Origin of the sequence: Rhizobium sp. BK289 (assembly GCF_014193575.1) — a bacterium.
GTDB lineage: Bacteria > Pseudomonadota > Alphaproteobacteria > Rhizobiales > Rhizobiaceae > Rhizobium > Rhizobium tropici_C.
On sequence record NZ_JACHZO010000001.1, the window covers coordinates 362,796 to 381,270 of the forward strand.

The 18,475-nt window shown below is 59.5% G+C and carries 19 protein-coding genes; 9 read left to right on the forward strand and 10 right to left on the reverse strand.

Annotated elements, in window-relative coordinates; translation table 11 throughout:
• Positions 1-32 precede the first annotated feature (32 nt).
• Positions 33-869, forward strand: a complete 837-nt coding sequence (locus FHT84_RS01625; protein ID WP_112344757.1) for a bifunctional allantoicase/(S)-ureidoglycine aminohydrolase — start codon at positions 33-35, stop codon at positions 867-869.
• 232 nt (positions 870-1,101) lie between these two features.
• Here FHT84_RS01625 and FHT84_RS01630 read toward each other — a convergent pair whose 3' ends face one another.
• Entirely contained in the window at positions 1,102-1,728 is a 627-nt protein-coding gene (locus tag FHT84_RS01630; protein WP_183760905.1) for a LysE family translocator, read from the reverse strand.
• Between the two features lie 293 nt (positions 1,729-2,021).
• Between FHT84_RS01630 and greA the strand changes: the two genes are divergently transcribed.
• Positions 2,022-2,504: a transcription elongation factor GreA gene (gene greA / locus FHT84_RS01635; protein ID WP_183760902.1), complete on the forward strand. Its 483-nt coding sequence runs from the start codon at positions 2,022-2,024 to the stop codon at positions 2,502-2,504.
• A 55-nt stretch (positions 2,505-2,559) separates the two neighbouring features.
• Here the strand turns inward: greA and FHT84_RS01640 are convergent, their stop codons facing one another.
• Positions 2,560-3,579, reverse strand: a complete 1,020-nt coding sequence (locus tag FHT84_RS01640) for a LacI family DNA-binding transcriptional regulator (protein WP_183760899.1) — start codon at positions 3,577-3,579, stop codon at positions 2,560-2,562.
• 105 nt (positions 3,580-3,684) lie between these two features.
• Between FHT84_RS01640 and FHT84_RS01645 the strand changes: the two genes are divergently transcribed.
• Positions 3,685-4,878 carry a phytanoyl-CoA dioxygenase family protein gene (locus FHT84_RS01645; protein WP_112344760.1) on the forward strand — a complete coding sequence of 398 codons (1,194 nt, stop codon included), beginning with the start codon at positions 3,685-3,687 and terminating at the stop codon, positions 4,876-4,878.
• Positions 4,879-4,894: 16 nt separating this feature from the next.
• On the forward strand, positions 4,895-5,695 hold the full coding sequence (locus FHT84_RS01650) for an SDR family oxidoreductase (protein ID WP_183761281.1): 801 nt from the start codon (positions 4,895-4,897) through the stop codon (positions 5,693-5,695).
• 103 nt (positions 5,696-5,798) lie between these two features.
• Here FHT84_RS01650 and FHT84_RS01655 read toward each other — a convergent pair whose 3' ends face one another.
• The 3 genes from FHT84_RS01655 to FHT84_RS01665 all read right to left on the reverse strand — a co-directional run bounded on the left by FHT84_RS01655 (position 5,799) and on the right by FHT84_RS01665 (position 8,270).
• The gene (locus FHT84_RS01655; protein WP_112344762.1) at positions 5,799-6,953 is read right to left on the reverse strand and encodes an alpha-D-ribose 1-methylphosphonate 5-triphosphate diphosphatase; all 1,155 of its coding nucleotides are present in this window, start codon (positions 6,951-6,953) and stop codon (positions 5,799-5,801) included.
• Positions 6,940-7,275 (reverse strand): ATP-binding cassette domain-containing protein, encoded by a 336-nt coding sequence (locus tag FHT84_RS01660; protein WP_245430487.1) that lies wholly within the window; start codon positions 7,273-7,275, stop codon positions 6,940-6,942. The genes FHT84_RS01655 and FHT84_RS01660 overlap by 14 nt, the downstream gene beginning before the upstream one ends.
• Positions 7,276-7,469: 194 nt before the next feature.
• The gene (locus FHT84_RS01665; RefSeq protein WP_169643246.1) at positions 7,470-8,270 is read right to left on the reverse strand and encodes a PfkB family carbohydrate kinase; all 801 of its coding nucleotides are present in this window, start codon (positions 8,268-8,270) and stop codon (positions 7,470-7,472) included.
• A 342-nt stretch (positions 8,271-8,612) separates the two neighbouring features.
• On the opposite strand from FHT84_RS01665, the gene phnF reads away from it, so the two are divergent.
• The 3 genes from phnF (at position 8,613) to FHT84_RS01680 (ending at position 11,587) form a co-directional block, all read left to right on the forward strand.
• Complete coding sequence (phnF, locus tag FHT84_RS01670; protein WP_112344763.1) at positions 8,613-9,371, forward strand: phosphonate metabolism transcriptional regulator PhnF; 759 nt, start codon at positions 8,613-8,615, stop codon at positions 9,369-9,371.
• Between the two features lie 102 nt (positions 9,372-9,473).
• Positions 9,474-10,286, forward strand: a complete 813-nt coding sequence (locus tag FHT84_RS01675; protein WP_112344764.1) for a class I SAM-dependent methyltransferase — start codon at positions 9,474-9,476, stop codon at positions 10,284-10,286.
• Positions 10,287-10,423: 137 nt separating this feature from the next.
• Positions 10,424-11,587 carry an acyltransferase gene (locus FHT84_RS01680; RefSeq protein ID WP_285165804.1) on the forward strand — a complete coding sequence of 388 codons (1,164 nt, stop codon included), beginning with the start codon at positions 10,424-10,426 and terminating at the stop codon, positions 11,585-11,587.
• Between the two features lie 92 nt (positions 11,588-11,679).
• On the opposite strand, the gene FHT84_RS01685 is transcribed toward FHT84_RS01680, so the two are convergent.
• A complete protein-coding gene (locus FHT84_RS01685; RefSeq protein WP_112344765.1) occupies positions 11,680-12,606 on the reverse strand; it encodes a cation transporter in 927 nt (308 codons plus the stop codon).
• Positions 12,607-12,749: 143 nt separating this feature from the next.
• Positions 12,750-13,631, reverse strand: a complete 882-nt coding sequence (locus tag FHT84_RS01690) for an AraC family transcriptional regulator (protein ID WP_246698441.1) — start codon at positions 13,629-13,631, stop codon at positions 12,750-12,752.
• Between the two features lie 122 nt (positions 13,632-13,753).
• Between FHT84_RS01690 and FHT84_RS01695 the strand changes: the two genes are divergently transcribed.
• On the forward strand, positions 13,754-14,986 hold the full coding sequence (locus FHT84_RS01695) for a cytochrome P450 (RefSeq protein WP_112345192.1): 1,233 nt from the start codon (positions 13,754-13,756) through the stop codon (positions 14,984-14,986).
• A gap of 29 nt (positions 14,987-15,015) precedes the next feature.
• The gene (locus FHT84_RS01700; RefSeq protein WP_112345193.1) at positions 15,016-15,336 is read left to right on the forward strand and encodes a 2Fe-2S iron-sulfur cluster-binding protein; all 321 of its coding nucleotides are present in this window, start codon (positions 15,016-15,018) and stop codon (positions 15,334-15,336) included.
• Between the two features lie 62 nt (positions 15,337-15,398).
• Here FHT84_RS01700 and FHT84_RS01705 read toward each other — a convergent pair whose 3' ends face one another.
• From FHT84_RS01705 to FHT84_RS01715, 3 genes are all read right to left on the reverse strand, one after another.
• Positions 15,399-16,445, reverse strand: coding sequence for a 2-oxoglutarate and iron-dependent oxygenase domain-containing protein (locus FHT84_RS01705; RefSeq protein WP_112344766.1), 1,047 nt, complete (start codon positions 16,443-16,445; stop codon positions 15,399-15,401).
• Positions 16,446-16,849: 404 nt separating this feature from the next.
• Positions 16,850-17,680, reverse strand: a complete 831-nt coding sequence (locus tag FHT84_RS01710) for a DUF1236 domain-containing protein (protein ID WP_112344767.1) — start codon at positions 17,678-17,680, stop codon at positions 16,850-16,852.
• 272 nt (positions 17,681-17,952) lie between these two features.
• The gene (locus tag FHT84_RS01715) at positions 17,953-18,468 is read right to left on the reverse strand and encodes an adenylate kinase (protein WP_113250463.1); all 516 of its coding nucleotides are present in this window, start codon (positions 18,466-18,468) and stop codon (positions 17,953-17,955) included.
• Positions 18,469-18,475 lie beyond the last annotated feature (7 nt).

Genomic DNA, 18,475 nt, shown 5'->3' on the forward strand with positions numbered 1-18,475 from the left:
CCGCGAAACCATGAGAATGAAGGGTCCAGACGATGCAAAGAAACTACTATTCCTCCCTCGGCGGCCATCCGCCGCAGAGCGATCTCCTGACGGGGAGGGCGGTATTCACGGAGGCCTATGCCGTCATCCCCAAGGGGGTAATGCAGGACATCGTCACCAGCTATCTGCCCTTCTGGAACGACACCCGCTGTTGGGTGATCGCCCGGCCGCTCTCGGGTTTCGCCGAGACCTTTTCGCAATATGTCATGGAGGTGGCGCCGGGTGGCGGCAGCGACAGGCCGGAACAGGATGCAGAGGCCGAAGGCGTGCTTTTCGTCGTCGATGGCGAGATCGAACTGACCCTGCCTTCCGGCAAGCATGTCCTCCAGCCGGGCGGCTACGCCTTCCTGCCTCCGGGCCTGACGTGGTCGCTGCACAACCGTGCAGGCGCGCATGCCCGCTTTCATTGGATTCGCAAGGCCTATGAGGCCGTCGAGGGATTGGATTACCCGCAGCCGCTTATCCTCAACGAGAAGGACATCACGCCGTCGGCCATGCCAGGCACCGAGGGAGGTTGGGCGACCACCCGCTTCGTCGATCCCTCCGACCTGCGTCACGACATGCATGTGACGATCGTCACCCTGCAGCCCGGCGCCGTCATTCCCTTTGCGGAAACCCATGTCATGGAGCATGGTCTCTATGTGCTGGAGGGCAAGGCCGTCTATCGCCTGAACCAGGATTGGGTCGAGGTGGAGGCTGGCGACTTCATGTGGCTGCGTGCCTTCTGCCCGCAGGCCTGCTATGCCGGCGGTCCCGGCCCCTTCCGCTACCTGCTCTACAAGGATGTCAACCGCCACATGGCGCTTCGTCCCTTCGGCTCGCGCCGTTAAGCCCGAGCGTATCGGGAACCCCGGCGCTTTGGGCGCCGGGCTTTGCCCGCTCGGCGGCTATTGCCCGCGTGCTGCCTCGCTCGACGCGAATATTATCGGCTGTCAGTTTTGTCACCCGGTTTTGGCATGTCATAGCCCGCGGGCAGCTCTACGAAGAATATGCGCATGCCGGCGAGGTGGACGTATCAGACGCTGCTTTTACGGACGCTTCTACAGTTTTCACGAGATCGCATCACTGCTGCTGCAGGGCAAGCCTCACGCCCAGGGCCATATAGATCGTGCCGATGACCTTTCCCTGCCAGCGTCCGATGGTGCGGTTGCGCCGCAGCCAGCCGCCGATCGATCCGGCGCCGATCGCCAGAAGCGACGTGACGGCGATGCTGAGGGCGACGAAGATGGCGCCGAGCAGCGCGAATTGCGCGATGACGGAGCCGCTTTCGGGATGGATGAACTGCGGCAGGAACGCCAGGAAGAAAAGAGCGGTCTTCGGGTTTAGGATCTCGGTGAAGAAACCTTGCCGGAACGCGCGCATGGGGGTGATAGCCTGCGCTGTCGGTACGTCGATGCTGCCGCTCTTTTCGATAAAGGCCTTGAAGCCTAGATAGATCAGGTAGATGACGCCGGCATATTTGACAATCTCGAAGGCCAGCGCGGATGTGGCGAGAAGCGCCGACAACCCGAAGGTTGCCATCATCGTATGGAAGAGATCGCCGACGGCAATGCCGAGGCCGGTTGCCAGCCCGGCACGTTTGCCGCCGCTGACGGCTCTGGTAAGGGTGAGCAGCGTCGCAGGTCCGGGAATGACCATCAGGCCGAGTACCACCAATATATATGTCGTCAAAACACCAAGGCTGATCATCGATCTCTCTCAAGCTGACATTTGCGGGTGGAGGCCGTGAAAACGGTGATCTGCATCCGTCACTGTTGTCTGGTCGAACAGTAGTCGATCCGCGGATTGTTTCAATAGTATCGCCGCACCCGAGATCGGTGGAGACCTATCTATCGGCAATTGCATTTCTCCGAGGCTGCTGTCTGGTCTATGGTATAAGGCTGATTTTCCAATCGTCTTCGTCCAAGCCGAGCCGTGCAAGGGCCGGCGGGAGACTGTCGGAGATATCGTAAGAGTACAAAGCGTCGAAATGGAGCTTAGAATTGAGCACAGCGTTCATGAAGGAAGAAAGCGCCGAAGCGGCAGCGGAAACCGTGCTGCCCGACCGGCCCATTTCACCGCATCCGAACCTTGTTACGGAAGCGGGATTGAAAGCACTGGAACTGCAGCTTCAGGACGCGCGAAAAGCGTATGACACGGCAAATGCCATTGAAGACATCAATGAGCGCCGGCGGCAGACTGCCATCCCATTGCGCGATGCGCGCTATTTCGCGGAAAGGGTTCGCACGGCCGAGGTCGTCACGGCTCCCGGCTCGTCTGACGTTGTCGCCTTCGGAAGTACGGTGACTTACAGCCGGGAAGATGGCCGCGTGCAGAAATATCGTATCGTCGGAGAGGATGAAGCCGATCCCAGGGCTGGATCGATTTCATATGTTTCACCCGTTGCAAGGTTGCTGATGGGAAAGAAGGTTGGCGATATCGTCAGCCTTGGCAAGGAAGAGCTGGAGATCACCGCGATCGAATAGCCTCCATTTCGTTCCGGATATTGCCGCCGCCAAAGCTGAAAAATCGCGACGTGTTTCAGCGCGCGGGCTCGAAGGGCGTGGCGATCGCGACCCGTGACGGCGCCACCTGAAAATCGGCCGGCAACATGCGGTGATAGGCGAGCATGAGCTGGCAGGCGCTGCGGGCGTCATGACGCAGATCGTGATGGATGACGAAGCTGATCTCGCCGGCCGCAAGCAGCCCGATATTATCCTGATCGAGATCGTGGGCGGCAAAGACCGTGCATTCACGCCGGGCTTCGGCAAAGGCTTTCAAGATGGCGCGATTGCCGCCGCCGGCCGAGTAGACTGCACGAATATCCGGGTCTCGTTCCAGCGCGTCGCGGACAAGCAGTTCCGTTGCACGATCGACACCGAATCCTTCTGAAATCCGCACGACCGAAAGGTGCGGAAAGCGCGCCGCCAGTACATCGCGAAATCCCTGTTCGCGCTCGTCCTCGCCGGCAAAGAGCCTGCTTGATAGCGTCACCAACACCTTGCCCGCCCGTTCTCCAGCCATGCGGCCGAGAAGATAGGCGGCGGTCGCCCCCGCCACGCGGTTGTCCATTCCGACATAACCGATGCGGGCATTTTCGGGCAGATCGGTCACGAGCGTAACCACTGGGATCTTTGCCGCGATGAGCTGGCCGGCAAGATCGGCAATGGCAGGTGTGGAGGCTGCCTTCAGGACGACACCGTGGCTGCCGCGCCGGCGTATGGCGCGCAGGATCGAAAGAAGCTCGTGCTCGCTCATCGTTTCGGCCACATGAAACCGCGCGGAAAAGGAAGCGGGCCGCATGCCGGGCAATTCCGCTTCGAAGGCTCCACGGACGGCGGATGAGAAGCGTTGCGGCGTATCCATGACGACATCGATGACAAGGCGCCGGCCGGCCAAGCCCGATTGCACATATTGCCGCTCCAGCTCGGCAATTGCCGCTGCGACGCGTGCACGGGTAACGGTGCGCACGCCATCGCGTTCATGCATCACGCGGTCGACTGTCGCGAGGCTGAGACCGGCCTGCAGCGCGATGTCTTTCAATGGGAAAGGCGGCTTCAAGGCGGCTCTTCTGAGGTGTTTTTGAGGTGTCCTATCTTTTTCATAGGCCGGCCCGAGGCTAGAATCAATCCCATAAGTCCAACGTCACTTTGGGAGGAGATCACCATGGACGCTCAGACGCTCGCCAGCCGGCGCCGTCAAAAGGTTTGGCTGTCGGCCGATTGCGGCAATTTCGATACTTTCAAAGGCCTAGTGGAAAAGACTGCCAATCCGGCGGACTGGCCTTTGGCCGCGGGAATCGAGAAAAACATCCTGATCTATGATGGCGACAAGGTTCGCAGCGCTGCCGAGGATGAAGACGAACGCCGCACCCTGATGGCCGAGTGGGTCGAGGCCTTCACCTCAGGCCCAGGCATCGTCGTGATCAAGAACGCCATGCCGGATGCGGGAGTTGTCGATCGCGCGACTGCCGTATTCGAAGCCATCGTTCGCGAGGAAAAAGAGAAGGGCAGGGGCGCCGGCGATCATTTTGCCAAACCCGGCGCCAATGATCGTATCTGGAATGCACTGGAGAAACATTGCCTGGCGGACCCGGAGAATTTTGCCCGCTACTATGCGTCGGCTGCCGTCGCCATGGTGTCGGAAGCCTGGCTCGGCGTCGGCTATCAGATGACGGCGCAGATGAACCGGGTCAATCCGGGCGGCACCGCGCAGAAGCCGCATCGCGACTATCATCTCGGCTTCATGTCGCCGCAGCAGATGCAGGCCTATCCCGGCCATATCCATGCCGTCTCGCCGCTGCTGACGCTGCAAGGCGCGATCGCGCATTGCGACATGCCGCTTGAAAGCGGGCCGACGCTGTTCCTGCCCTATTCGCAGACCTTCTTCGAAGGCTATATCGCCCTCGGCCGACCCGAGTTCCAAGCCTATTTCGCCGAGCATCACGTCCAATTGCCGCTGAAGAAGGGCGATGCCGTCTTCTTCAATCCGGCCGTCATGCATGGGGCCGGTAACAATGTCTCGAAAGACATCTATCGTATGGCCAATCTCCTGCAGATCTCCTCGGCCTTCGGACGAGCGATGGAGAGCGTCAACCGCAGCCGCATGTCGGTGACGGTCTATCCCGCACTTCTTGCCGCGCTCAACGCCGGCACGCTGAGCCGCACAGAAGCTGCGAACGTGATCGCGTCAACGGCCGAGGGCTATGCCTTCCCGACCAATCTCGACAGCGATCCGCCCGTTGGCGGTTTGGCGCCGAAAACGCAAGCGACCATCATGGCCGAGGCGATCGATGCCGGAATGGATTCCCGGCAGTTTGCCGAATTGATCGCTGCCCATGCAGTACGCAGGGAGGCTTGAGGATCCGATGAGCTGACTGGATGGAAAATTCGCCGTCGTGACCGGCGGCACGCAAGGCCTGGGCGCGGAAGTTGCGCGCCTCTTTGCCGAACGGGGCGCCGCCGGCCTGACGATCTGCGGCCGCAGCACCGCCAAGGGCGAGGCCAAGGCGCGTGAGATAAGTGACCGCTATAAAATACCGGTCGCTTTCGTTGCCGCCGATCTGGGTCAAGTCGAGGATTGCCGTAAAGTCATCGCGACGGCGGTCGAAAAATTCGGCCGCACCGATGCCCTCGTCAATGTCGCCGCCATCACGGACCGCGGCACCATTCTCGATACCGATCCAGGCCTGTTCGACCGGATGTTCGCGGTCAATGTGCGCGCACCCTTCTTCCTGATGCAGGACGCGATCAAGAATATGATCGCCAATGGCATCGAAGGCACGATCGTCAACATCTCCTCGATGTCGTCGATGGCCGGCCAGCCTTTCATCAGCGCCTATTGCTCCTCCAAGGGCGCGCTCGATACGCTGACGCGGAATACGGCCTTCGCGCTGCTCAGAAACCGCATCAGGGTCAATGCCCTCAACATCGGCTGGATGTCGAGCGATGGCGAGGATCGCATTCAACGCGAATATCACGGCGCCGCGGAGGATTGGCTGGCAAAAGCCGCCGCCGAGCAACCCTTCGGCCGGCTGGTCGATCCGGCCGAGGTCGCGCGCGCCGTCGCCTTCCTGTCATCGGAGGAATCCGGCCTGATGACCGGCGCCACGATCAATTTCGATCAGTCGATCTGGGGCGCCTATGAAGGCTCGCCGCATCCGCAGAAGGCGATGTAAGCCATGGAGATTGGCGGGAGCGGCGACCCTCTCGCTGGCGGCAAGGGCGGAACTCCCCTTCTCCCCTCGGGGAGAAGGTGGCCCGAAGGGTCGGATGAGGGGCTCAAAAGCTCTTGATGGAACCGTCAGACCAGACCATTTTGCCGCCGCGGATCGTGCCGCGCACCCGCGGTATTCGGCCGCGCTCGGCGATGACCAGATCGGCGCGTAATCCTTCGGCGATGCGACCGCGGTCGTGTAAGCCGAGCGCCTTTGCTGGGTTGGCGCTTGCGAGCGTAGCGGAGGCGGGAAGGCCGCCCTTGCCGATTTCCGCAAGCGCGATCACGGCCGGCAGAATGGCCGATGGGTGATAGTCGCTGGCAAGAATATCGAGCATGCCGGCTTCATGGGCTTCCCGCGCGGATAGATTGCCCGAATAGGAAAGTCCGCGCAGCGCATTCGGCGCGCCCATGGCCGTTGCCAGCCCGAGCTGCCTCGCCTCTCTTGCCGTTGCGATATTGATCGGAAATTCGCTGATCGCAGCGCCGAGGCTGTGCAGAAGCGCCACCTTTTCGACAGTATCGTCGTCATGGGATGCCAGCACGACGCCATGCTCGCGCGCCAATTCCGACAGGCCGTTGATGATGTCCGTGCCGTCGCCATGTTCGGAGCGGGCAGCCATGCGCTGCTTCACGAGCTCGGCCGCTTGGGCCTCGCTGATCTTCCTTGCCTTCGCCGTGTTGGCGATGTGCAGTTCGATATCGCGGTATTGCCCTTGTCCCGGCGTGTGGTCCATGAGCGAGATCAAGTGGAGCGCACCGGCGTCGATCAGCGTCTTTGCCTCCGTCAAGGCGGGCAGGAAGGTGACTTCGAAGCGGCCATGGATGCGATGATCGATCAAAAGCTCTTCCCGCATCGATACGAGGGTCTGGATCATTGCATGGGTGTGCTCGATGGAGCGGACATGGCCGTAAGTTGCGGGTGTGAAGGCGACGGCGGCATAGGCTGTCGTCACACCATTGGCGGCGAGCATTTTATCGAGATCGTAGACGCCGAGTTCGAGCGGCATGCGGACATTGACGCGCGGTTCCACGCATTTCTCGATCATGTCGCCATGCATGTCGACGAAACCGGGCAGGAGAAACCGGCCGCCGCCATCTATCTCCGCCCCTTGGACAGGCCGTTCGCTGATCTCGGCGATCAACCCATTCTCGATCCTGATAGCGCCGCGTTCGATCACGCGGTCCTGCAATATAATTTCGAAATTACTCAGCCACATCGTCTTGCTCGTCCTCGATCTTGATGGCTTCCAGATGCAATTTCCGGTCGATCAATGCCTTTACATCACTCGGATGGTGAAAGACACCGATCATTGCAATGCCGGACACTTTAAGTTGCGCCAATCTTTCGACCAGCGCCTTGCGGGCAGCACGATCGGGCGATGCGGTGGGCTCGCCGAGCAGCAGCAGGCGCTGCGGCAGGATGAGCGCGGGGGCCAGATTGACCTTCTGCTGCTCGCCACCCGAGAAGGTGGAGGGATAAGTCGACCAAAGCCGTTTCTTGACGCCGAAAGCGTCGAGCCAGTGCCGAGCCTGGGTCAGGGCTCAGCGCCTGCGCATGGCTATGGGATGCGCTGACCGGAGTGCCGGCCTTCTCCTCGGTCATCATCTTTTCCTCGGGCATTTGGCATTCGCGGGGCGAGTCTTTAAATATTCGAATGATGACTACATTCATTCGAATGAATTGTCCACGATGTTTTCAGATGTAGGAGCATTTTCTAAGGCGGCGCGAACTTTTAGTCATCGCGCCGGCGCAGCCATTCCGCCGTGATGCGGCTTGCCTCTCGTGCGGCTGCCGCTGGCGCCCGCCCTTCCAACAAGGCAAAGAGAAAAGATCCCGCGAACCGGTCGCCGGCGCCGATCGTGTTCGCCGTGTCGACACGCTCGGTGGGTTCAATCTCAACAGGCTTTAAGCCGTCAAACAGGGTGATCGGACGCGCGCCGTCGGTGAGCACGAGCATTTTCAGACGCGGACCGGCGATCTGGCCGGCGCGCTGCCAGGCAAGCATAAGATCATCCGGAACATCGTCACGCGAGGAGATGACATAATCGGCCGGGCGGGGTGTCGCCGGCCGCAGTGGAAATTGTGAGACTACAAGGGGCTGGGCGTCGATCTGTGCGACAAGGCTTTCGTCGAGGGCGATAGCGTTGATATAGATGCCGGCGCCTGACAGTGTCCCGGTGGCCGCGAGCGGCTGTGATCGCCCTGTCGGCGCGATGATCGTCCGCTCTCCACTCGGTTCGAGAAGAATTTCCAGCGGTGTGGTTTCGCCGGCCACCATCATTATGTGGCCGATATCGAAGCCGTGCGCTGCGAGCGACTTGAGCGCTGCTTGCCCTTGCTCATCCTGCATCAATCGCGAGACGATGGCGACATCGGCTCCCAATTCCAGCAATTGTCGGCCGGTATAGAAGGCGCCGCCGCCGAGACGGGTTATCTGGGATGAAAATTGTATGCGTCCTCCCCGAGCCAGCGGGGCATCCAGCTGCCATATGCGATCGTGATTTACCGATCCGATTACGATTATCCGGGGCATGCGTCTGCCTATCTGTCGTCAATGTCTGGTGCCAGCGCGTCTTCGATGAAACGCTGCGCCAGCAGGAAGATCAAGAGAACGGGTCGTGCCCGCGATGAGTTGCCGACGATTAAGCAGTGCCATTTATCCTCGATATCCGAATGACTAGAAAAACATTCGGATATTTACCTAATCGTGAGGAATGACGCACCTGTGAAAGGAGATATGGTTAAATGCCAAATATACTCGCTGAATCGGCCTCAGTAGTTGTTCGTAGGATTTCGGCTACTGGACGGAGATTGAAAACGATGTTGTAGCCGATATATATCATTCGAATGATATGATTGAATTCGGAAAGCAGGCATGGAGAAAAAGTCGCCGCACGGGCAATGGCAACAGGTCGAGAGCGATATTGCCGAGGATATTCTGACCGGACGCCTGTTACCCAAGGCGCAGCTTCCGACGGAATCAGACCTGATGGAACGTTTCGGCGTCGGCCGCCACAGCATAAGGCGCGCCATTTCCCGTCTCGAAAGCCGGGGGCTCGTGCTGGTCGAGCAGGGGCGCGGAACCTTTGTCAGGGATAGTCGCCTCGATTACCGCCTGTCGGAACGCACGCGCTTTTCCCAGAACCTGCTCGATCAGGGCAGGGAGCCGCTTGGACAGGCCATTCACGAAGAGGTGGTTCCTGCCTCCGAGATGATCGCGGAGGCCTTGCGGCTTCCCCGTGGCGAACCCGTCTACCATATCGTCCGGCGCTGCTTTGCCGACGAGGAGCCGATCAACTATTCGCATGCCTATTATCCGGTGCGTCGCTTTCCGGGCTTCGACGAGGCGCGCCGCAGCGGGCGAAGCGTGACCGTCATTCTGGCCGAATACGGCATTCCCGACTATATCCGCCTGCGCACCGACATCATCGTCCGTCTGCCGACGAGCGAGGAGGCCAAGCAGCTCTGCCAGCCCATGTCTCAGCCGGTGGCCGTGTCGAGAAAGGTGGACGTCGATCTCAAGGGCACGCCGATCTCCTATTCCGAGTCTGTATGGCCGGGTGAGCGCATCCAATTCTCGATCGATAATACCAGCCAGCTTCTGGACGTACTTGCGCGCGGCGATGCGGACTGAGTGGATCAGTTTCGCGCGGCTTGCACCCGTCCGACGCCGAATGACGCCCCCGCTGCGATATGCTAATATAATGGCCTGTGAGGTGCGCAGGGGATCATGGCAATGTTGGAGACGGACAAGGTATTTGCCGGCTCGATTCCGGAAAATTACGACCGCCATATGGTGCCGCTGATTTTCGAGCCTTACGCCGCGGATCTTGCACGACGGGCCGCGTCGCTGGCGCCGATCGCCGTCTTGGAAATTGCCGCGGGAACCGGTGCGGTCACCCGCGCATTGACGCCTAAACTATCCGACAGTGCAAGCTATGTCGTCACCGACCTCAATCAGCCGATGCTGGACTATGCCGCCTCGCGACAGGCTCCCGACAGCCGCATCACTTGGCGGCAGGCGGATGCCATGACGCTGCCGTTTGAAAATGCGGCCTTCGATCTCGTCCTTTGCCAATTCGGCGCGATGTTCTTTCCAGATCGTATCGCGGCTTATCGCGAAGCAAAGCGCGTTTTGAAGCCGGGAGGACATTTCCTCTTCAACGTCTGGGATCGCATCGAGGAGAATATCTTCGCCGATGATGTGACGAACGCGCTGGCCCGCATTTTCCCGAACGATCCGCCGCGCTTTCTGGCACGCACCCCGCATGGCTATCACGATGTGGACCGGATTCGCAGCGATCTCGAGAATGCCAGCTTCACCGATGTGGTGATCGAAACGAGAGCCGAACAGAGCCGTGCATCCTCACCGCGCCTTCCGGCCGTAGCCTATTGTCAGGGAACGCTTCTTCGCAACGAAATCGAGGCCAGAGAAGCGGGAAGCCTGGAGGCTGCAACCGCCTGCGCGGCATCTGCGATCGCCGACAGACATGGCAATGGCGAAGTTGCTGCGAAAATTCAGGCACATATCATCCTGGCCACCGCCTAATCCGTCTCGTGCTGCAAGCTTAACTGAAGAATAACTATGATTTAAAGCAAGTCTGCCGAATTTAGCGCGCGGCGACGAGTTGTTATATCCTCCGGGTCATAAATAGAGATCGAAGACGATATTTACTGAGATTTCTTGTGGGATTTTATAGGGAAATACTTGAGGGGCCGGCCGTCGGCAGTAATGCCGGCAAGTCATCGCGCCTGCTGTCGAATCTTCAGGTGTTGCGTGCGCTCGCCGCCTTGTCCGTCGTCGTTGCTCACGCCTTGCACGAGACCGAGATACTGGCCGGGGCGACAGGGCGGGCAGCGGTCGACGGCTCTGCATGGAATCTCGGTTTCGGGGTGGATATATTCTTCGTCCTCTCCGGCTTCATCATGACCCATACCGCTGCTTCGGAATTCGGCAAGAGCGGCGCTCCATTGCGTTTCTTCCTGCGGCGCTGCGCCCGCGTGATCCCGCTCTATTGGCTGCTGACGAGCCTTATGCTTATCGGCGCGCTCGTAGCACCCTCGCTGCTGGCTGTTCCTATCGGTTCCGTGTCTCATGTCCTGGCATCCTATGTCTTCATTCCGTCCGGGCGTGGTGCGGATGAGATCAGGCCGGTGCTCGCGCTCGCCTGGACGCTGAACTACGAGATGCTGTTCTATGTGTTCTTTGCGGCCGCACTCCTGCTGCCGATAAGGCTGGGTATCGTCTGGCTGTCGGTGCTGATGTCAGGCATGGCGCTTATCGGAAGGCTCGTCGATCTCAGCCATGTCCAGATAGCCTTCTGGACGAGCCCGATCATTCTGGAGTTCCTCTTCGGTGTCTATGTCGCCCTGATCTTTCGCAGCGGCATCAGGATCGGCGGTGCAGCGGCGGTCGGGCTCATGGCCATCGGTCTTCTCGGCTTTGTACGCATCTCCACCCCTTGGGATGATGCGGCTTTGCCGCAATTCCTGCGAAGCGGCCTACCCGCGGCACTATTCGTTCTTGCAGCCGCAATCGGCCCCGTCCTGCCTCAGAGGAGTCTCGTTCTTTGGGGTGTCGCCCTAGGCGATGCCTCCTATAGCCTCTATCTTGCGCACCCCTTTATTCTGCGGCCAATGCGAGCCATCTGGGCAAAAGCGCTTGGCGGGGCTCTTCCTCTTGGTTTGTTCGTTGTCGCTGCGACGAGCGTCGCCGCCATGTCTGCACTGGCACTCTTCAGAGGCGTCGAAAAGCCGCTCACGAGCTACGTCCAGAGCTTGGTGCTGCGCGCAGCACCGCGAAAGCGCATATCGGCAACCCTTTCGGCAGCCGACACTGAAAGCCTCTAAACAAGCTAAAGCGATTCATAAATCGGGTTCGAAATGCGACAACGGTTCGCCCGTCCCGCCGATCTATATTCTTGCGGCAGCTATCCTGCCGTTCAATCGGCCCATTCGGGATCGGTCGTAAAAGCGATCGTCAGCCAGCGGTCCGGGCCTTCGTCGCCGATCGCCTCGCCGATCTCGTCGCGGATATGGTCCCACTCCTCCAGCTTCTTCGCCGGTCCGTCCGGTGGCACGATGAAGTAGAGCTCGATCTGCTTGCCGCGGCCGACGCGGGCGACATAGGAGCGATAGGATTTAAAATTATAGCGTTGGACGATGTCGGTGGCGACGCGATCGACATGTTCCCGCAGATCGGAAGGCGTCACGAGCAGGATATCGGCAAAGGCCTGCTTGATCGTTCCGATCGGCATGGGGATGACGATGAGGCAGACGAGAGAGAGCGCAATGGGATCGACATAGGGTGACATCCATTCCAGGCTCGTCCCCTGAATGAAAAAGCCGAAGATGAAGGCGAGCAGCAGCGCCCCGCTGAGGCAGCCTGTCATTACCCAGGCCTTGGCATCGAGCGCAATGAAACTGGACCTCAGCGTTTCGTTCGCACGCCTGCCATAGGCGGCCATCAGGAAGGCGATGATCATGGTCAGCACCGCATAGATGATGGCATGATCGAAGGAGAGGTGCCGGCCGCCGGCCATGATGCTGCCGATCGCGTTGATCAGGGCATAGACCGCAGCCCCGGTCAGCAGGACGCCATTGAGTCCGAGCACCATGGGTTCGAGATGCCAGAAGCCCATGGTGAAATGCTTGGCGAACCTGCCGCCCGCCGCCGTGTTCGTTGCGGAGGACACGATCAGGTTGGAGACGATCAGTGCAACGATCGTCATGCTCGCATCCGTGAGTGCGTAGACGCCGTCGAAGACGATCGCATAGGAGCCGGAGAGAAGACCGAAGACAATGCCGGCGACCGCCAGAACGAACGTCACGATAATGGAGATGCGCAGGACGCTTTGTTCGGTTGTCACTTTCAATCTCCGGAGAGAGGCTGGTCAGCGGTTCAGATAAACTTGCATACACGCCAGACTTCTATCGTGTCATGTGGCCCGAGCCAATCCGAGCCATGATAGCGAGGGACTCTCCCTATATGGTGACAGAATGCGTTGTTCGATCAGGGCTCGCGCGGCCGAGCGCTCTGACCCTGCCGCCTGAATTCGCTCGGCGTGACGCCAACCAGTTTTTTGAAATCCCGGGCGAAGTGGAAGGGATCTGGATAGCCGCATTGGGCGGCGATCCTGCCGATCTGCTCGTCGGTTACGACAAGCAAACGCTTCGCGGCGTTCACGCGCTCGTGGCGGAGCCAATCGACAGGTGTTGTCCCCATTCTCTGACGGAAGCGGCGAAAAAGCTGCGCTTGGCTTAGATGGGCGGCGATGGCGAGTTCATCCACCGACCAGGGGCGGCTGAGGTCGGCGCGGACCAATTCCATGACCCGCTGCAATCGCTGGACGGCGCCGCTCAGCTCGCCATGTTCCGCGCGCGCGGAAACCAGAAGCGAGATCAATTGTGTGAGCAGGGCAAAACAGTGACTGTCGGAGAGGAAACTGCCAGTTTCCACGTTTCGGAGGATGCCTTCGAACAGCGCCTGCGGATCGCGTGGGTTAGAAATGGCGAAGACCGGATTGGCGATCACGCCGAGGCTGTCGAACAGTGTGTCGAGCCCGTGCCCTGCGAACCCCAGCCAGAGATAAGACCAGTGCGAATGATGCGGCTCGCAACGATGTGAATACAGCATCGAGGAATCCAGCCATGCGATCGTTCCTTCACAGAGAGCGCTTGAGAGACCGTTGACCTGCAGCAGGCCTTTTCCGCTGAGGGTCAGGATGAGAGTGTGCTGGTTGAAACGATGGGCGATCGGCATTTCCTCGGGCGTGCAGATGCGGCGCCCCGCGGCGAGAAGCGCATAGGGAAGGGCGCGGGACAGCCTGCCCGGCGTCTGAAAGAAGACGTCATCCAGAGGGTAAATATCATCTGGGATTGCTTCATCTGTCATGTCGTCAGGTCTTATCCGGAGATGAGAGTTTTATCCATATAGCTGCGGCTGGCATCCATGTCTTTTCGCCGTTCGACGCTGTAATCTGTGGCCGATGAACCAGAATGGACGAGGTCCTGATCATGTCGATGGCAAGCCCGGTGTTTGATCCGCTCTCGCAAGCGTTTACAGACGACCCTTACGCCGCCTATCGCGAGCTGCGCGCCAGCCCGGGCCCGGTCTATTACGAGCATTTCGACATATGGCTGTTGTCGCGCTATCAGGACGTCGCCGCTGCCGCCGGCGACAAGACGCTCGTGCGCTCGCTCGAGTTCTTTCTCTCCCCGGAGGAAATACAGGAACAGAAGGTTAGGCAGAACTGGCACGACATGCCGAACCATTCGCGCTTCGTACAATTCAGCCTTTTGGATTCCGATGGCGAGACACATGACCGATTGCGCCGCAAGGTATTTCGTGAATTCACGCCGGCCCTCGTCGCCCGCCAGCGCGGGATGATACAGGATTTCGTCGACCGGCTGCTCGATCGCCTTCTGCAAACCGGCACGATCGACTTTGTCGAGGATCTCGCCTCGCAGGTCCCGGGGCATATCATCGGTTCGGTTCTCGGCGTGCCGGAGGAATATGCCGGGCAGCTGCGCAAGTGGTCGGAAGAGGTGGTGCAATATTTCGACGTCGATCGCAGCGCGGAGCGCAAGGCGATCGCCGAACGAGCGACGACGGAGTTCTACGAACTGCTCAAGGAGCTCATCGCCGACCGCACGCGCAACCCGCGCGACGATCTTCTCTGTCGGCTGACAGAGGCGCATGTCGCCGGTGAACTGACCGAAGACGAGCTCGTCTCCACCTGCATGCTGATCCTGATGGCCGGCCACGGCTCGACGATCGACGTGCTTGGCAGCGGCATGCATGCGCTGCTGCAATATCCGGACGCTTTGACCAAGCTTCGGGAAACGCCTGATATCATATCGACCGCCATCCAGGAGATGTTCCGTTTCGAGTCGCCGCTACCGTTCTTTCATCGCTACCTGACGGAAGAAAAGACGATTGCCGGCGAGCGGCTGCCGAAGGGCACGAAGGTCGGCCTGCTCTATGGCGCGGCCAATCGCGACCCCGAGCAGTTCGAGGCGCCCGATCGGTTCAATGTCGAGCGTACTCCCAATCGCCATCTGGCATTCGGCGGCGGCGCGCATTTCTGTCTTGGCAATCACCTTGCACGGCTGGATATGGAGATCATCTTCTCGACGCTCCTGCAGCGGACACGTTCCATCGAACTGCTGGATGAACATCCCGCCTATAAGCGCGGGCTGTCGGTGCGCGGCCCGAAACGCCTGGACATCAGGCTTGTTGCCGCATGATCGGTTTTGCCGAAAGCATGGAGAATACAATGTGTGAAATCGTGTTCATCGATTCCGCCGGTCGCGAGACCCATGTGGTAGCCCAGGATGGCGAGACGGTGATGGCCGCTGCCGTCAGGAGCGGTATCGATGGCATCGTGGCGCAATGCGGCGGCGCACTGGCCTGCGGCACCTGTCATTGCTATGTCGAGCAGCCTTATCTCGATCTCCTGCCCCCGCCTTCCGAAGAAGAGGCGGCGATGATCGAGTTCGTCATGGAGCCGGCGCCGAACAGCCGCCTGAGCTGTCAGATCGTGGCACGCAGCGTCGTCGACGGCATGCGCGTCATTGTGCCGGATAACCAGCACTAGGGACTAGCCTTCAGACGAGATGTCCGACGCAGCGACCTCGCCCGAACTTTCACGATTCCGGCCTAGACCGACTGTTCCGATGCCAGGAGATCGGCATAGTGAGCACGGGCGACATCCGGGTGTGACCGCAACCGGCTCTTCAGCTGGTTTTGGCCGACCTCGCGGAAGATCGGGTTGAGCGGATCGACCGAGATGCCGCGTTCGGCGCGCTTCAATTCGTCAGGCAATTCGATGACGGGGATCGCGGCATCCGGCCGGGAGCCCAGGAAGAAAGCGACGGAGAAGCGTTCGACGCCCGCAGGCGGCGCGATGACATCATGCACGTCGGCGCGTACGAAACCATTGGTCGCCAATTCTAGCAACTCGCCGGTATTGATGACGAAGGTGCCGGGCACCGGCGGCGCATCGATCCATTGTCCGTCTTCCGTGCGCACACGCAGGCCGGGTGTCGTATCCTGCAGCAGCACGGTGACGAAGCCGCCGTCCTTATGGGCGCCGACGCCCTGATCCGTTTCGGCGACATCGCGGCCGGGATAGCGGATGATCTTCAGAAGCTGCGAGGGCTGCGGCTCATAGATGTCGGCAAAGACGTTTTCCGGCTGATCGAGAGCTGCAGCGATCGCCTTCAGCACATCGATGCCGATGCGCGTCACTTCTGCCTGATAGGCAAGCAGGAGTGGTTTGAGCTCCGGCAGTGCCTCGGGCCATTGGTTTGGTCCCTGCAGTCGCCGCCAGGCCGGGGTATTCGGGCCGATCTCGAAGGGTGTGCTTTCGGTGTTGATGTCGAGCTGTTCGCGCCAGTCCTGTTCGCCGCGGGTGCGCTCCTGTCCGGCCCGATTGTAGCCTCGGAAATGCGGCGATTTCACCATCTCGATCTTGAGCTTCTCTTCGAGCGGCAGCGCGAAGAAGCGCTTCGCGGTGGCAACGACGTTTTCGATCAGTTCCGGATCGACGCCATGGCCCGTCAGATAGAAGAAGCCGTGATCATGGAGCACCGTGCGAAGCTCCGCGACGAATGCCTGGCGTTCCGATGGCGATGCGTAGAAGCGCTGGAGATCGAGCGTCGGCAATGATGTTTCGACGGCTGATTGCGCGGTGTTAGGGGTCAACGATTGCTCCTCTTTCAAGGTGAACTTGTTGCTGTCGTTTCAGATGGCAACGTGTCATCCAGGCCGAAGCTAGAATTCATCGGGAGCGAAGGCAAAGAAGATAATCCTAGAGATCGCAGATCCGTTGGAATGGTTTTTGCAGCCACTGCGGCGCCCGGCTGAGGACTTATGTCGGGAGAATCCCTTTTAAAAGGCTGGCGGCGGCCCAGTTACGAATACTATCGAGCTAGAAGAAAGGATTGCTGTTGCGACAGTAGGAGGAGGCAATCCCGGATTTTGTCGGCAAGCCAACGTTTGCCGCCCCGCAGACAATGAGCTCAACTGCGGGCCAATCAGTCTAGCCCTAAGGTCATAGCCTCAAGATGCCAGTATCGCGACTTCGCGATACCGGCATCGAGTGGCGGCTAAGCATCGATGATGTAGACGATCTCGAAGGTGGAGGGATCTACGATCACAATTCGGCCGTCAGCCAGAACGAAGAAGCGGTAAGTCTTGTACTGAGGTACGATTTCGACGATTCGCGGCGGTAGCGGCTGCAGCTTGATCTTCCGGGGGATTCTCGTGCCGACCGATACCGTGAAATCGGTCTCGCGGACGGGCGTAACGTGAACTTCCTTGATGACCTGGCGGATCTGCGTCTGTTGTTCGACAGATACCTGCACTTGCGTGTTCGTCTGAGATTTGCCTGTCGTCGTAGTTTCGCTTCCGGTTGTACCCTGCTGGCTGTTGCTAGCCGGATTATCGGGAGATTTCATATTATTTCCCGAATTCCCTGCAGTTCCGCTTTTTGTATTGGCGCCATTCTGGCTCTCGCCGGACTGATTTGCATCGTTGGATTGGGGAGCGGTAGTGTTGTTCGTCGATCCGCTCTTAGTATCCTTTCCGCTTTTGGTGCCATTGTCTTGCTGCTTAGGAGTTCCAGATTGATCGGTTGATCCATTGTTCGTCGAGGTACCTTTTTGGGTGCCGTTCGACATCGAACCCTGATTATCCGGCGCGGACTGACCGGAGGGTTGATCGGCGGAACTGCCGGTTCCCGACTTTGAACCTGTTGTGGAGCCACCGGTAGTGGTTCCCGAGTTTGGCTGGGATTCCGTGGCGGGCTGTTTGCTGTCGTGCGTTTTCCCACTTTTGGGGACGATCGGGTTATCCTGTGCGTTTGCGGGCATGGTGCCTGCAAACGAAACGCTCATGGATAGAGCCGCTATCAGAGCGGCAAGTGCCTTGGTCTTCATGATTTCCTCATTTCCTGCTGGTGATCGATGGCGACGCCTTTCCGCCGCTATGGAACGAACACAGCTGCAGCTGCCGTGTTCCAGAGCTGCGGCTTCAGTCGGAATAGGGCGCGACTAAAGTCCAAACAGGAGTTCCTTGGCGCAATAGCGATTATTGATGGAGTGGGCGCGCTTGTTTGCTTTCCGCTAAGACGTTATGGCGGCGGCGCAAAGGGAAACGATCGAGGCTGCTTCTGCGAGAACTGCTTACACGGACGCCTCGATAGCTGAGCTTAGGTCAAATCTTCCGCCAGCGTATTCAACTCATCGACGTTATGGATCAGCGTGAGCCTTTTGCCGGCATCAAAGGCCTCAGTGCACAGGCGGCGGATGTCAGGCATCCAGTCCTGCTCGATTTCCCATATGGTTCGGAACAGATCCCGTGTTGGCGGCATCGCCGAAAGCCCGCCAGGTGCATGCTCGAGCTTGCCTGATTGCCAGGCGATCTGCCTCTCCGCAGCGAGCCAGAAATGCATCCAGAGTGGCATGTCGACGAGAATGATCTCGGTTGCGCGATCTATTCGCGCTTGGATTGAGTTCCGGTGCCCCAGTCCATCGATAACCCAGCTCTCGCCGGCTATGATCCGCTCATGCTTTGCTGTATAAATTTCAAGTGGCGCCGGGACCCAGCCTTCTCGCCAAAGGAACGTGTCGATCTCGAAATGGGGAATTGCGTGTTTCTCGCCCAATCTACGGGCGAGGGTGGATTTTCCACCGCCAGCATTTCCGAGAATGGCGACGCGCAGCATTCGAATA